We start from the raw sequence: 15,348 nt of genomic DNA, 5'->3' as shown, positions 1-15,348 counted from the left end.
TTATTAGAAATATATATAAAATTATTAAAAATTACAAATATTGAAATAATTTTTATATTAATAATCTTTTAATAAATTTTGAAATACATATTCGCAGTATATGCAAAAATACTTTATGCTCTTAATGTTTTAAAATACTTAATTTCATTATCATTTTAAATACTCTAAATATTCTTTTACTATCTTTTTACTTTCAAGTGCTAATTCTTTTGGAGCTAGAATTTTTACATAAGGTATAAACCTAAACACCACGCTAAGCAATTCATCATCATAACTTATCATTGTGCTGATTATGAGCTTATCATCAGTTTTATTTATTATTTTTTGATTTGCTAGGATTTTATGGTTTAAAAAATACTCTATTTTTAAACCACTAACTTCTAAAATAGCTTCAATCCTATCACAGCTAGTAAAAAAATCATTGTCATTTTCAAGCTCTTCTAAGACCTTTTTATCATGCGAAAACTCATCTTTGCATATATTTATAGACTTTAGTTTGTATAAAGCAAATGTTTTTATGATATCATCTTCAGTAGCTAGTAGATACCATGTACTTAAATGACTTATAAGCTTATATGGTTTTAAGGTTCTTAGCTTATTATCGTAATTTACTTTTATGATTTTTTGAAAGATAATAGCCCTGCATAGGTTAGTAAAATCACTCATATTACAAACCTCACTAATTGGCTGAAACTTTATAGGAAAATACTTACTCTCAGAAAAATTTTCTATAAAATCAATTGCAAATACCCCCCCCCAATGATATTTTTTTAACAAATTTATATAGTCGTTTTTATAAGTTTTTAAAATCTTACTATCTTTTATGTAATACCTACCGCTCTTATCTTTAGCAATAGATAAATGCCCTAATCTTTGCATAATATCACGCTGAATGGTTCGCTCACTTACTCCGTATTCTAATGCTAATTCAGATTTGCTAAAACGCTCTTTATTATAAAGTCTTATTAATATCTCAATTATTCTTTCTACTAACAAATCTCCTGTACTTGGTAATCTCACTGCTTACTTTTCTTTTTATAGTTTCTTGGAAACGCAACTTTGCCTAATTGCCACAAATACACATCAATTTGCTTGATTTTAAACTCGCCTAAGCTATAAAATTTAATAAACTCATTTATAACATCACAAAAAGTCTCATAATTTTTTAAATCCATTTTTTTAGACTTATAAAAACTATCAGTTTTTTGAAAATATTTTAACATAGTATCTACATAATAATCATATATAGGAAATTTTTCTGGCTTATGATGTGAGCAGTATTTGCTAGCAAATGAATAAAATTTTTTATTTACTCCATTTATATTTACACTCGCTATCTTACTAACCAAACTTAAATCCCCATCTTCTAAACCCTTATCAATATTTAAATCTTTTATATGCTTAGCAACAGGAAAAATTGAAAAAATATTTGTGCTATAAAAATCGTTTAATGATGATGCTTTTATCAAAATATCATTTATATCATCATTTTTTGGATAAGTTTTAGTAAACAATTTATTTAAAGCAACTTCTTGTAATTCATAGTGCTCATCAACTTTTTCTATAGTATATTTTCTCACTTCTTCTGAAGTTGGTCTTTTTATTTTGATTAATGGTGTCATATTTTTCCTTAATAATTTTATTTTAAATACTTCAAACCAAAGAATTTAAAATAAAATTTCATTTATTTATTAAACTAAACAAAAATAAATAAAATTACTATAATGATACTTACTATTTGTATTAGCAAGTATCACTTAAATTATTAAACTAGTATGAATAATAATCTCTTTACATACTTTGACAATATCCATATGGACTATTTCTACATCTATTCCCAAAAATATCATCTCCCTCCCTACAACAATAACGACAAACAGGAATAGAATTTTTTCTTACATATACATGAACCCCTTCTTTTTTGTTACAGAAACATTTTTTACCATTTAGACTGCTATATCTTTCACCGCAATAAGAACAAATATAACTCATATTTTCTCCTTAAAAATAAATTCATTGATATTTTAACACATACAAAAGACATACTATGTCTTTTAACTTGATTAAAATGAGATATTTATAAATTTTACATAAATTAAAAGTTAAAATTATGAAGAATAAATTAATTAGCAATTAGTTAAAAGCTAATTGCTAAATCAAAACCTAAAGCATGTCTATTACTATAAATAGTAGATTGTTTTAAATATTTTAACCCTATTTTATACCCTATCTTGTAGCCAAATAACTCATTATCATAAATGCCTATTGTAGCACTATATTCTAAAGGAGTTTTTATAGTTTTATTGAGTGATTTTATATATTTATTTTTAAAATATTTCCTATCATATAAATCAAATTCCAAATAAAGAGTATCAAATAAAATCATAGAATCAAAACCATAAATCACACCATTTAATCTTTCTTTTTCATTAGCTAAATTAACAATTTTATATCCTAACAGCTCATACTTTTCAAGGTGATATTTAAATTTAGTACGAGTATAGCCAAATAATAAATTTGTTTTAATTTTAAACAAGCTAAATTCGTTATATAAACTATAAGCCAACATTAAATTGAAGTTTGAATGAATTTGTTTTACATAACCTACTTTTTTTACTCCACCTTCAGGATGCATTATGTCGCTTTCGTATCCAGAACCACCAATTGATATCTCAAATCCTATAGGTAAATCATTATATGATTCTTTAAACATTTTTATATAAAAACTATCATAAAGATTATTATTCTTATTTTTAATTCTACCTATTTTATCTACTTCAGGATTTTGTATTTTAAGTTTAGTAAAAGTACTAGATGTACCTATATAAGCAGCATTTATAGTAGCTGTTAATAAAGTAATTATTGTTAATATTTTTTTCATTTTAATTATTTTCCTTTATACCAAATAAACCAAGACTTATTTAAAATACTCAAAATTAGCCAAACAAATTAAGTTTGGCTAAAAGTTTGCGTATTAATACTAATTATTTTTAATCATCATCTTCAGCACCATAAACATCAGAACAATTACAAAAAAGACTATTATTACCACAAATAGGGCAACGGTCATCATAGTTAATAGAAAATTTGTCCTCAATTAAAGAAAATCTCATTTACTTCTCCTTAAAATAAATTCTTATTAAAAAATAAGTACTAAATGATAACCAAAGCAAAAGACACACTAAGTCTTTTTGTGTAATTTATGAGATAATTTTTGTGATTTTGTAAAAATATTTGGATTTAAAATTAACAATAATCTTATTTAGAAATTTAAAATAAATTTTTATTTGTTTAAGTTAAATTTATCTACTTAATATCAAATATATAAAATTACCCTGATAATATTTGTGTATTTATCTAAATTATAAGCTACTTGTTATACCACTAAAGCTGTAACGTTTATATTTATATATTAAATATAGTTATTATTTTTATATAAATTTTATTGTAAGAAATATTAACAACTTATAAAATTACTGATTAAAGAAAAATGAAGAAAATAAAATATAAAAAGCTAATCATTAAGATTAGCTTAAGATTATTTATTTTTTAATAAATCTCTGATTTCTGTTAGCAGCACTATATCTTCGCTTGGAGCTGGAGCAGGAGCTGGTTTTTCTTCTTCTTTTTCTGCTTTTTTAAGCTTATTGATTAGCTTTACAACAACGAAAATTGAAAACGCAATGATTAAAAAATCAACTATATTTTGAATAAATAAACCATAATTAACGGTTACATTTTCAGCTTCTTTAGCACCTTCTTTAATAACCAATTTTAAATCACTAAAATCAACTCCGCCTGTTAAAACTCCAACAATAGGCATAATAATATCAGCCACAAGTGAGCTTACAATCTTACCAAAAGCAGTTCCTATAACCACACCCACAGCTAAATCTACAACATTTCCACGCATTGCAAATGTTTTAAATTCTTGTAATATTTTCATATTCTCTCCTTGAAAAAAAGGCGAGATTTTAACAATAAATAATAAATTAATCCTTAAATTCCATATTGTTTAAGAAATAGTTTAACTGCCCTAAAGCTATGCAACCATCGTTTATCGTTTCGTTTTTTGGAGTATAGAATTTGTATTCTTTATCATTTAGCAAAAGATTTAAAATGCTTTTATTACAAAACACCCCGCCACTTAAAATCGCTTTTTTATTAGGACTTAAAAACTTAATAATATAAACAATGGTATTAATAAATTTTGAACAAGCTAAAACCTTGCTTTCATTTAAGCAAGTTGCAAAAATATCCTTATAAATAATCTTATTATTTTTAAACTCAATTTTGTAAATATCTTTGATATTTTCATCATAAAAACTCTCAATAAGCATTCCTGAATGTGCTTCAAATTCGTTTTTTTTGACCCCTAAAACTAAAAAGGCAAAAGCATCAATAATTCTACCTAATGAGCTAGTATTTATAGTGCAATTTTGCAATGCTATATCATAATTTAGATTAGTTTTACACGGGATTTCGTATTTTTTTAAAATACTATAAGCTAATAATTCATTATTTTTTACATTAACTAGCTTAAACTCATCAAAACAAAAGGCTGTATTTATAGTGTTTTTAGTAATATCTAGCACTTCGCCACCACTTATATGATGATTGTTTTTATATCCTGTGCCATCAAAACAAAATGCTCTAATATTTCTTAGCCCAATACTCATCGCATGGGCTGCGTGATGGTAAATTTTTATAATCTTTGTCTTTTTGCTAATTCCTATTTCAAATTCTTTTGTTATTTTTTCGCTATGAATGAAATGTGGGTGCAAATCACACAAAACATAATCAAATTTAATCTTATAATTTTTCACAAAAAATCTTAAAGTTTTTACAAAATGATTATAAACACTAATATCCTTTAAATCCCCAATATAAGGCGAATTAATACAAAACCCATTTATGTATATTAAAAACTCGTTTTTTTCTTCCATTCCAAGAGCTAGGATATTTATATTTTTTTTAATTTTATGCTCGTAATAAAAAGGTCTAAAGCCCCTAGCACTTCTTAAATGATGGTATTTATTGGTTATAACTTGCCCTACACTATCATCAATTTTATTAATTATTTTTCTATTATGATTTATTATTAAATCAGGTTTTAAAATCTTAAAATCGCTTTTTTTAGAATAAATCATCTCGCCACTTTTGTTTGCACTTGTAACAACTATTGCGAAATCAAGCTCTTTAAATAATATATGAAATATCGGAGCACTTGGCAAAAATACTCCGATATTTTTAAAATCAAAATGTATATTAAAAGCACTCTGATTAAGGCTTTTTAATAGCAATATAGGTCGCTCTTTGCTCTTTAAAATACGCTCTTCAAACTTAGTAAAACTAGCATATTTTTTAGCCATTTTTATATCTTTTACCATTATTGCAAGTGGTTTTAAAGCTCTATTTTTTAGCATTCTTAATTTATTTACCGCATTAAAATCATTAGCATTGCATAATAAATTAAACCCACCAACGCCTTTTAAAGCTACTATTTTTCCAGCTTTTAGGTATTTAACAGCCTTTGCTAAATCAAAATTAAGCTTAGCCCCACAATCATTACAAGCAATAGGCTCTGCGTAAAATCTCCTATCATTAAGATTATTATATTCACTATCGCAATTTTTACACATTTTAAAAACACTCATAGAAGTGTTTGTTCTATCGTAAGGGATTTTAGAAATTACACTAAATCTAGTGCCACAATTAGTGCAATTTATAAAGGCATGATTAAATCTTCTTTTTAATTTAGGATTATTAAGCTCTTTTATACAATCCTTACAAGGGGCGAAATCAGGCAAAATTACTGCAAGATTACGCTTATCTTTGCTTGGTTTTTTAATAACAAAATCATTATAAGTTTCATTTGTTTTAATTATTTTTACTTTTTCTATACTTGCTAATGGACGATTTTTTTTAAGAATTTGTTTTAAGTCTTTTATAAAAACTTTTGCTATTTTTTCATCACAATCAAGTGCTAAGCTAACTCCTAAAGTATCATTTAAGATATAGCCATTTAGCTTTTTTGCTTTGGCTAATTTGCAAACTTCAGGGCGAAATCCAACTCCTTGCACCCTGCCACTAAGCTTAATTAAAACACTCACAATTAGCCCATTTACTGAACTTAAATTGCTTGTTTAAAAACGCATTGTAATTTAAAAAACTCTGATAATTCATAAGCTTTGAGCAAATCTCACGCTCGTTTTCGTTAAGTTTTCCTATCATTAAAACAAGTGCTTCAAAAACACCAACTTCTATTAAAGCTGCATTTGCTAATCTAAAGCTCATAATTGATGAGATAAACTTAGCTACATTTAAGCCATCTTCATTAATCTCACAATCAATTCTAACTCCCTTTGTATAAGTATTTGGCACTACTTTTAAAATATCAGAATCTAGCAAAATATCTGCTAATTTTATTAATGAAAATATATTTTTATTTTCTAAACTAAACTCATTTAAAATGAACTTTTCTTGATAATTTTTTAATAATTTTTCGCCTTGTTCTAAGCTAAGTAATAATTTTATTAATTCATCTTTATTTTTAGGGATATTAAAGCTTAATTTATCAATATTAAAAGCAGTTGATAATTGATTTGAATACGGATTATTAATTACACAAAATGTATCAGCAAAAGGAGCTATTAATAATAAATCTTTAGGCTTTTTTACAAAATAAAGCTCATCTGTATTTTTTAACTCATTAAAAAGCTTTTTGCTATTAGCAAATGATACATATAAAAAATCTCCTAAATTATGTGCTTTTTTATAAAGTGGTTTTAAAGCTAATTTTACAAATGGTTTTTCATAAGCATTAAGTAAAATTTGAGTATTTTTATCACAAATAAAAGCCTTTTGTAATAATTCATAATTAGCAATTATTACAAAATCACTTTTTGTTGTTTTAGTATAATCTAACTCATTTAAACCTAAATTATCAAAAACTTCATCACATAAGTTTAAAGGCAATCTTGGAATTTCAATTTCAAATTCTTTTGTTTTTTGTGTATTTTCTAGCTCTATTTTAAAATCTTCTAAAAATAAAAAATAAGGTATTTTTTTAAAATATTCATTAAAGGCTAAAACTTTATCTTCATTATCATCTATAACTAAAGAAAACTCATCATCTTCATAATAAAGCTTATAATTTACATTATTTATCTTGGCAATTTTTAATAAAAATAATCCGAAATCTTTTAATTTTATTTTGAAATCATATCTAATTAACACTGCTTAAATTCCTATAATTTTCTATCGCTTGTTCTATACTAAAATCATTTTTAAATTCTAACAAAAATCCATCTTGTTTAAGCTCTTCTAAAAGACATTTTTGCATTAAAGCAAAAGATTTTTTAATCTCATCGCTTAAAGATATTTTCATAGGTTCAAGTCTTTTAGGCACAATGCCTAAGATTTTGCAAATTGGCAAATCACCTACTAAACTCATAAAATTAAGCATCATTTGCATCTCAAGTTCGTGAGCACTTCCTTGATAATTTACATTACTTGGCACTTTGTCATAGTCAAAAAACACAACATCGCCCACTTCTAAATCATCAGCATTTATACAATCAATCACATAAACTTTATCAAAATCAGCAATTATATGAGCTAAATTCATAGCCATTGTCCCGCCGTCTAAAAATACTAATTGATGCGAATCTTGATTTTTAAATTCTTCTTTAATATAAATATTAGGAGCTAGATTTTTCCTAAAATACTCAAGAAAAATAACTCCAGCTCCTTCATCTCCTATTAAAATATTTCCAATTCCTAGGACTAAAACTCTCATTTGTATTTATATCCGCTAAAAATAGCGTCCATTGCACCATCTTTACCTTTAATTGCATTAAACACTGCCATATAAATATGAACACCAACAAAAATCATAGTAACCCAAGTTAAAATATGATGAATTATCCTAACATTTGCAAGTCCGCCAAACATTGCTTCAAATGGTTTAACAAAAGGAGTTATTGCACCAGCAAAACCTTCGTGATAAACATTAATATATAGCACAAAACCTGTGATTATTAATAATGCTAAAACAATATAAAAGAAAAAATAACTCACAAATTGAAGTGGATTATATACACCTTTTAAATGTGGGTGTTTTCCTAAAAACAAATAAAACTTAATTTGCTCTATCCATACTCTTAAACTAAAGCAATCTTTAATACTAACTCTTTCTTTTTTGCTAAGCTTATCAAATATAAAAAGATAAAGTTTAAAAATAAAACAAGCTAATAAAACAAACCCAGCTACATTATGCACGAAACGAAATTTAGCCTGCATAAATAGATTTGGCTCGGTTGATTTATCAGGTGCAATAAATACACTAGCAATATAAAAGCCACTTATACAAAGGGCTAAAATAGCAAATGCTCTTAGCCAATGAGTTGCTCTAAGCCCTATTGAAAACTCATAATGTTTCATATCAAACTCCTACTTTATATTCGCCTAACTTATTACCTTTTTTATCTAATACATGCACAGCACAAGCAATACAAGGATCATACGAATGGATTTTTCTAATAATTTCAAGTGGCTTGGTTAAATCTTCAATCTTTAGACCAATTAAACAAGCTTCATAAGTTCCCATTTTACCATTTGCATCTTTTGGACTTGCATTCCAAGTAGATGGAACTACTGCTTGATAATTTTGCACTATACCATCTTTAATTCTAATCCAATGACTTAGCATTCCCCTAGGAGCATTACCTATAAAGCGACCTTTGTATTCTTTAGAATTATCTATTTTATATGGAGCGCAAGTGCTTTGATCTACTTTTAGATTTTCAACTAAACTATCAAGAGCTTTAAGTGCGTGTTCGCTTATTATTTTTGCTTCAATCATTCTTGCTGCAGTTCTTCCTAAAGTGCTAAGTAAGTCTTTAAGCTCAATATTTAATTCAGCTAATAAAGCGTCAACTTCTTTTGTAACGATTGGATTTTTAGCTAAATAATTTACAACTATAGTAGCAAGTGGTCCTACTTGAACAGGTAAATTATCATATCTTGGAGCTTTAATCCAGCTATATTTTCCATTCATATCAAATACTTTAGAATCTTCTAATTCGCCTTTAGCGTTTAGAGTTTTTTCATCTTTTAGACCTGTATAATTTGGCTCTTGTTCGCCATCATAAGGGTGTAATGCTTTATCGTTTTTATACCAAGACCTTGTTGCTTCTTCTGTGATTTTGCTCTCATCAATAGCACCTAATACAGGATTGCTTAGCATATTAGTTACAATTCCACCTTTAAATAAATAATCATCTCCTAAATAAAACTCATCAGCACACATAAAATTATCAACGCCAACATCATTCATTACACTTGGCTCATTTTTATAAACAGCCGCAGCCATCTTAATATCAGCTAAATAAGCACGATGAATAAAATCGCTAATTTCTAAGAATTTAGTTTTATACTCGCCAATTCTAGCAGGGTCAAGTATATCCATAACGCAAGTTACACCACCTACGGTTAAGCTTTGTGGGTGTGGTTGTTTTGCACCAAAAATAGCCATTAATTGTGCTGCTGTTCTTTGCACTTTTAAGCATTCTAAATAATGGCTTAACGCTACTAAGTTTTGCTCTGGGCTAAAGCGATAAGTTTTATGTCCCCAATAAGCATTCGCAAATATCCCTAATTCTCCTTTATCTACGAATGTTTTTAATTTTTCTTGAACTGCTTTAAGTTCTCCTACACCACAAACTAAAGGCTTATCACACCATTTTAAAGCTTCAGCTTCAGCTTTTGCTGGGTCAGCACTTAAAGCACTCACTACATCAACAAAATCAAGCCCGTGTAATTGATAAAAATGCACACAATGATCGTGCATATATAAAGCTGCATTCATTAATGTTCTTGTAAGTTTTGCATTTTTTGGTGGAACTATACCTAAAGCATTTTCAGCCGCTTCAATACCTGCTCTATAATGCGAATAAGTGCAAACTCCACAAATTCTTTGAGTCATAAAGCCAACATCTCTAGGGTCTCTTCCTTTTACAATAGTTTCAATTCCACGCCATAATGTTGAACCCGCATAAGCATCAGTTACTACATTTGCATCATCAACTATTACTTCTACTCTTAAATGTCCTTCAATTCTTGTAATTGGATCTACTACTATTTTTTGCATTTTTTATTCCTTGTCTTTTTTAATTGCTGAAATTGTTGCGTGAGCAGCTATTGCTACTCCTGTTAGAGTTAAAACACCAATGCCTATTTTATCACTCATAGCATCAGCACCCATTCCGCTAAATACGCTTTGAAATAAATGTGATTTTAAAGGTTCTTCGTAAGTTCTCATACTATCCCAAAAATCAGGCTCAGAGCAACCTATACACCCATGTCCTGCACCAATAGGCCAATTTATGTGCTGATTAAATCTTTGCTTAGCACAATTATTAAATGTATATGGACCTTTACATCCTACTTTATAAAGACAATAGCCTTTCTTTGCACCTTCATCGCCAAAACTTTCTACAAACTCACCCGCATCAAAATGTCCCCTACGCTCACAATAATCGTGAATTCTATGCTCGTATGCCCATTTTGGACGATTAAAATTATCAAGTGGCATTGTTCCAAATAATAATATTTGTAAGATTGAACCTACGATATTTTTTTCACTAGGCGGACAACCTGGGACATTAATTACGCTTTTATTTGTGATTTTACTAATCGGAACTGCGTTTGTTGGATTTGGTGCTGCTGCTTGAATACCACCAAAACTTGAGCAAGTGCCAATTGCTAAAATAGCAGCTGCATTAGCACAGGCATTTTTTGCTATTTCTTCGCCTGTATGCCCTTTAGCACCTAAAGTTAGATAAAAACTAGAGCTTCCTGCAGGAACTGCACCTTCTACCAATAATACATATTTTCCTGCGTGTTTTTTAATAGCGTTTTCTAAATTCTCATCAGCTTGATGACCACTTGCTGCCATAACAGTTTCGTGATATTCAATATTTAAATAATCAAATATCAAACTATCAATAGTAGGTGCATCACTTCTTAATAAACTTTCACTACAGCCTGTGCATTCTGCCATATGTAGCCAAATTACTGGAGTATTAGTATTGTTTTCAACAGCATTTGCAATACTTGGTGCAAAAGTAGCTCCAAGTCCTAGCATAGTAGCCATTCCACTAGACCATTTCAAAAAATCTCTTCTACTAAAGCCGTGTTCGCCTAGTATTTGCATTAAATCTTTTTTATTATTAGGATTTATTTGCATAATCTCTCCTTAAAAAAATTTATTAATAATAGTATTTTTTTAAAATCTAAAAGTTACAAAAAAGACAAAATAAATCTTAAAATTATTTAATTTTGATAATTGAATTTCTTATAAAATTCTTACAATTAAACTTAAAAATATTATTTTATTAAAGTTTTTGTTTGATTGATTTATGCTGATTTAAATTCTAATCTTGCTAATGTTTTTAAGTAAAGAATTTAATTTTTATAGGCTTAGTTTTCGCACTAAGCCTACTTATAAATAAAGCCTTATAAAGTATTTTTTAACTCTAAAGTTTTTCTTGCAATATTTGTGATTTCATCCCAATTTTTAGCCTTTATTAGCTCTTTTGGTGCAAGCCAAGAACCACCAACGCAAAGCACATTTGGTTGGCTTAAATATTCTTTAGCATTATTTTCGCTAATACCACCCGTAGGACAAAATCTAACATCACTAAATGGCCCATAAATAGCCTTTAACATAGGCACTCCACCAACAACACTAGCAGGAAATAATTTAAAGGTATCAAGCCCATATTCAAGCCCAAGCATTAGCTCTGCTGGACTTGCAATACCTGCTATTAAAGGGATTTTATAATCAATCTCTTTTAATAATTTTTCAGTAATACCTGGACTTATTGCAAACTTTGCACCAGCATTAACAACATCTTTATATTGCTTAGCATTAATTACTGTTCCTGCTCCAACGATTGCTTCAGGAATTTCTTTACTAATTAACTCAATTGCTTTTAGCCCTGCAGGGGTTCTAAGAGTAATTTCAAGCACTCTTACTCCACCTAAAACTAAAGCCTTAGCTAAAGGTAAGGCATCATTTATATCATCAATTGCTATCACAGGAATTACTGGATTTATTTTTAAAATTTCTCTTGCATTCATTATTTCTTCCTTAAAAACTTACTCCGCCTTCTTCGGCGCTTAAACAACTATTTCTTAAAGCTTTGAAAAGCTCTCTACCACTACCTAACTCATTTGCACTTAAATCAATATGCTTAATTTCTCTAGTTAAGAAATCATCTTCTAATACATTTAAAGTGCCATTGATTGCATCAAATTCTATCAAATCCCCATCTTTAATCTTAGCAATATTTCCATTTAATAAGGCTTCAGGACTTGTATGAATTGCTGCAGGAACTTTTCCACTAGCCCCACTCATTCTACCATCAGTAATTAATGCGACTTTATATCCTTTAGACATTAATACCCCTAAAGGCGGAATTAATTTATGAAGTTCAGGCATTCCATTTGCTCTTGGGCCTTGATATTTTACAACTGCTATGAAGTCTTTATTCAATTCGCCTTTTTCGTAAGCTTTCATTAACTCAAGTTGGTCGTTAAATACGATAGCTCTTTGTTTAATATATAAATTATCATCGCTTACAGCACTTACTTTAATTACCGAGCGACCAATATTTCCACTTAAAACTTTTAGCCCACCTGTAGTGCTAAATGGCTTATCATAAGTCGTGATTATTTCAACATTTCTGCTATTTTCAAGGCATTTTTCATAAGTAATTTCATCATCTTTTAAGATAGGATCTTTCGTATAATTACTAAGCCCAAATCCTGCTATAGTATTTACATCATCATGTAATGCACCATTGTTTAATAATTCATTAATTACAAACGACAATCCACCCGCTTCATAAAAATCATTTATATCAGCCTTACCATTAGGATAAACCTTAGCTAAAAGTGGAGTAATATTTGAAATATCATTAAAATCGTCCCAATTAATAATAATTCCCGCAGCCTTTGCAATTGCAATTAAGTGTAAAGTATGATTGGTTGAGCCACCTGTTGCCATAAGCCCTACTATTGCATTTACTATACTTTTTTCATCTATCATTTTACCTATTGGTAAAATACTTTTATCTTTTACACCTTTTGCAAAATGTCTAGCACTAAAATCAATTATTTTTTCTCTTAGCTTTGTATTTGGATTAATAAAAGCAGAATTTGGCATATGAAGACCTAATAATTCAATCATAACTTGATTTGAATTAGCAGTTCCATAAAAGGTGCAAGTGCCTGAACTATGATACATTTTCATTTCAGTATTTAATAAATCTTGCTTAGAAATAAGTCCTTGAGCGTATTTTTCTCTAGCAATACTTTTATCAGAATTACTAAGTCCTGTTGGCATAGGACCACTTGGAATAAACATAGCAGGTAATTGCCCAAATCTTAACGCTCCCATTAAAAGCCCAGGAACTATCTTATCACACACTCCAAGATAAAACGCCCCATCAAAAATATTATGAGATAATCCAATCGCTGTGCTCATAGCTATTACATCACGAGAATAAAGGCTAAGTTGCATACCATCATAGCCTTGAGTAATACCATCACACATTGAAGGAGTGCAGCTTGCAACTTGAACACTTACACCTTCTTTTATACAAGATTGCTTTAATTTTAAAGGATAATCCTTGTAAGGTTCGTGAGCTGATAAAACATCGTTATAGCTTGAAATAATAGCTAAATGAGTGCTATTTGAATTATTTAATTTTTCTCTTACGCTTTCAGGAATTGCTGCATAAGCGTGAGCTAAATTAGCACAACCTAACTTTGAGCGATTGATTTTTTCATTAGCACTATCTATTAAATTAAGATAATCTTTTCTAGTTTTTTCACTTCTTTTTATAATCTTTTCAGTGATTTCTAATAATTTTTTATTTGTCATAAATAAGCTTCTTTCATTTAAAATATTTGATTTATTATAAATAAATAAATGTTATTAATGTTAAATCCTTTTTAGTAAGATTTAAAAAATTATTTTTACTTAGGGATTATTTATGAAAACTAATTTTGATTTTTTATTATTCGGAGCTACTGGAGATTTAGCTCTTAGAAAACTTTTTCCTTCACTTTATGAAGCCTTTTTAAATGACTTGCTTCACGAAGATTTTAAAATACTTGCTACAGGTAGAAGTAAGCTTAGCTTAGAAGAATTTAAGCAAAAATTAAACGATAAATCAAAAATCCATTTAAAAGATACTACAAAATGGAACGATTTTTTAGAAAAAATATCTTATGAGAGCGTAGATATTAATAATCTTGAAGATTTTAAAAAACTTAAAAGCAATTTAAGAGATGGCAAAGATACTATTATATATTTTTCAATTTCGCCTGAATTTTTCATCACTTGCTGTAAGAATTTAAGCGAATTAAATATGAATAAAGACAATGTTAGAATAGTTCTTGAAAAACCTTTAGGAATGAGCTTAAATGAATGCAGAGCAATCAATGAAAGCGTAGCAAAATATTATAAAGAAGAACAAATTTATAGAATTGATCATTATCTTGGTAAAAGTATGGTTAAAGAATTATTTGAGTTTAGAAAACAAAATCCACATTTTAATGCACTACTTAATAAAGACTATGTAAAAAGCATTAATTTATATGTTTTAGAGCGTTTAGGTGTTGAAAGTCGTGGAGAGTTTTATGATAGCTGCGGTGCTTTAAGAGATATGTTACAAAATCATATGTTACAAATGTTAGCTTTATTTATGATTGATATTAATTCAACTAATATTAGAAAAGCTAAGCTTGAGTTTTTTAACTCACTTGAAAAAATTGATTTTAAAAATGTAATTAAAGCTCAATATGAAGCTAATGAAGATAGCTTAAGTTATTTAGACGAATTAAATGTGGCTAAAGATAGTAGGACAGAAACTTTCGTATCAATTAAAACTAGTTCAAATCAAGAAAACTACAAAGGCGTTTTAATAAAACTTGCAACAGGCAAAAGAATGGCTGAAAATAAAGTATATTTTGATATTGACTTTAAAAATGGTGGAAAAATGTATATAGAAATCCAACCAAAACCTAAAATCAAATTCCTTTTAAAAATAGCCGAAGAGTTTAAAGAATTTGAAATAGGAATTTGTGATATTGAAAAAATGCCACCTTATGAAAGATTACTTTTAAATGTAATTAATAAAGATTTAAGCTCATTTAATGAAAAAGATGAGCTAGAGAGTGCTTGGAAATGGGTGCAAGATGTAATTGATAATGATGATTTTACAATGCATAAATACAAAGCCTACACAAATGAAATTATTTTTAAGGACTAAG

14 protein-coding genes are annotated in these 15,348 nt (G+C 28.2%); 1 reads left to right on the top strand and 13 read right to left on the bottom strand.

The features are described 5' to 3' along the window. Positions 1–150 precede the first annotated feature (150 nt). The 13 genes from AVBRAN9333_RS00885 to edd all read right to left on the bottom strand — a co-directional run bounded on the left by AVBRAN9333_RS00885 (position 151) and on the right by edd (position 13,954). Entirely contained in the window at positions 151–1,020 is an 870-nt protein-coding gene (locus tag AVBRAN9333_RS00885; protein WP_336609275.1) for a helix-turn-helix transcriptional regulator, read from the bottom strand. Then, positions 1,017–1,622, bottom strand: a complete 606-nt coding sequence (locus AVBRAN9333_RS00880) for a hypothetical protein (RefSeq protein WP_336609274.1) — start codon at positions 1,620–1,622, stop codon at positions 1,017–1,019. The genes AVBRAN9333_RS00885 and AVBRAN9333_RS00880 overlap by 4 nt, the downstream gene beginning before the upstream one ends. Before the next feature lie 515 nt (positions 1,623–2,137). Continuing rightward, positions 2,138–2,881: a hypothetical protein gene (locus AVBRAN9333_RS00875; RefSeq protein ID WP_336609273.1), complete on the bottom strand. Its 744-nt coding sequence runs from the start codon at positions 2,879–2,881 to the stop codon at positions 2,138–2,140. Between the two features lie 109 nt (positions 2,882–2,990). After that, entirely contained in the window at positions 2,991–3,113 is a 123-nt protein-coding gene (locus AVBRAN9333_RS00870; RefSeq protein WP_336609272.1) for a hypothetical protein, read from the bottom strand. Positions 3,114–3,538: 425 nt separating this feature from the next. Beyond that, complete coding sequence (gene mscL / locus AVBRAN9333_RS00865) at positions 3,539–3,946, bottom strand: large-conductance mechanosensitive channel protein MscL (RefSeq protein ID WP_214117937.1); 408 nt, start codon at positions 3,944–3,946, stop codon at positions 3,539–3,541. 46 nt (positions 3,947–3,992) lie between these two features. Continuing rightward, positions 3,993–6,113, bottom strand: a complete 2,121-nt coding sequence (hypF, locus tag AVBRAN9333_RS00860; RefSeq protein WP_336609271.1) for a carbamoyltransferase HypF — start codon at positions 6,111–6,113, stop codon at positions 3,993–3,995. Continuing rightward, positions 6,097–7,239 (bottom strand): hypothetical protein, encoded by a 1,143-nt coding sequence (locus AVBRAN9333_RS00855; protein WP_336609270.1) that lies wholly within the window; start codon positions 7,237–7,239, stop codon positions 6,097–6,099. The genes hypF and AVBRAN9333_RS00855 overlap by 17 nt, the downstream gene beginning before the upstream one ends. After that, the gene (locus tag AVBRAN9333_RS00850; RefSeq protein ID WP_336609269.1) at positions 7,229–7,801 is read right to left on the bottom strand and encodes a HyaD/HybD family hydrogenase maturation endopeptidase; all 573 of its coding nucleotides are present in this window, start codon (positions 7,799–7,801) and stop codon (positions 7,229–7,231) included. Before AVBRAN9333_RS00850 ends, AVBRAN9333_RS00855 begins: the two co-directional genes overlap by 11 nt. After that, the gene (cybH, locus tag AVBRAN9333_RS00845) at positions 7,798–8,445 is read right to left on the bottom strand and encodes a Ni/Fe-hydrogenase, b-type cytochrome subunit (RefSeq protein ID WP_336609268.1); all 648 of its coding nucleotides are present in this window, start codon (positions 8,443–8,445) and stop codon (positions 7,798–7,800) included. The genes AVBRAN9333_RS00850 and cybH overlap by 4 nt, the downstream gene beginning before the upstream one ends. A gap of 1 nt (position 8,446) precedes the next feature. Continuing rightward, a complete protein-coding gene (locus AVBRAN9333_RS00840) occupies positions 8,447–10,153 on the bottom strand; it encodes a nickel-dependent hydrogenase large subunit (RefSeq protein WP_214120223.1) in 1,707 nt (568 codons plus the stop codon). Between the two features lie 3 nt (positions 10,154–10,156). Then, positions 10,157–11,251 carry a hydrogenase small subunit gene (locus AVBRAN9333_RS00835; protein ID WP_336609267.1) on the bottom strand — a complete coding sequence of 365 codons (1,095 nt, stop codon included), beginning with the start codon at positions 11,249–11,251 and terminating at the stop codon, positions 10,157–10,159. A 269-nt stretch (positions 11,252–11,520) separates the two neighbouring features. Further along, positions 11,521–12,147 carry a bifunctional 4-hydroxy-2-oxoglutarate aldolase/2-dehydro-3-deoxy-phosphogluconate aldolase gene (locus AVBRAN9333_RS00830; RefSeq protein WP_336609266.1) on the bottom strand — a complete coding sequence of 209 codons (627 nt, stop codon included), beginning with the start codon at positions 12,145–12,147 and terminating at the stop codon, positions 11,521–11,523. A 10-nt stretch (positions 12,148–12,157) separates the two neighbouring features. Further along, on the bottom strand, positions 12,158–13,954 hold the full coding sequence (gene edd / locus AVBRAN9333_RS00825; protein ID WP_336609265.1) for a phosphogluconate dehydratase: 1,797 nt from the start codon (positions 13,952–13,954) through the stop codon (positions 12,158–12,160). Between the two features lie 112 nt (positions 13,955–14,066). Between edd and AVBRAN9333_RS00820 the strand changes: the two genes are divergently transcribed. Next, positions 14,067–15,347: a glucose-6-phosphate dehydrogenase gene (locus AVBRAN9333_RS00820; protein ID WP_214117928.1), complete on the top strand. Its 1,281-nt coding sequence runs from the start codon at positions 14,067–14,069 to the stop codon at positions 15,345–15,347. Position 15,348 lies beyond the last annotated feature (1 nt).

It is taken from the genome of Campylobacter sp. RM9333, assembly GCF_020137705.1.
Taxonomy (GTDB): domain Bacteria; phylum Campylobacterota; class Campylobacteria; order Campylobacterales; family Campylobacteraceae; genus Campylobacter_E.
The sequence above is the reverse complement of the archived record's forward strand: the minus strand, read 5'-3'. Positions and strand labels throughout refer to the sequence as shown.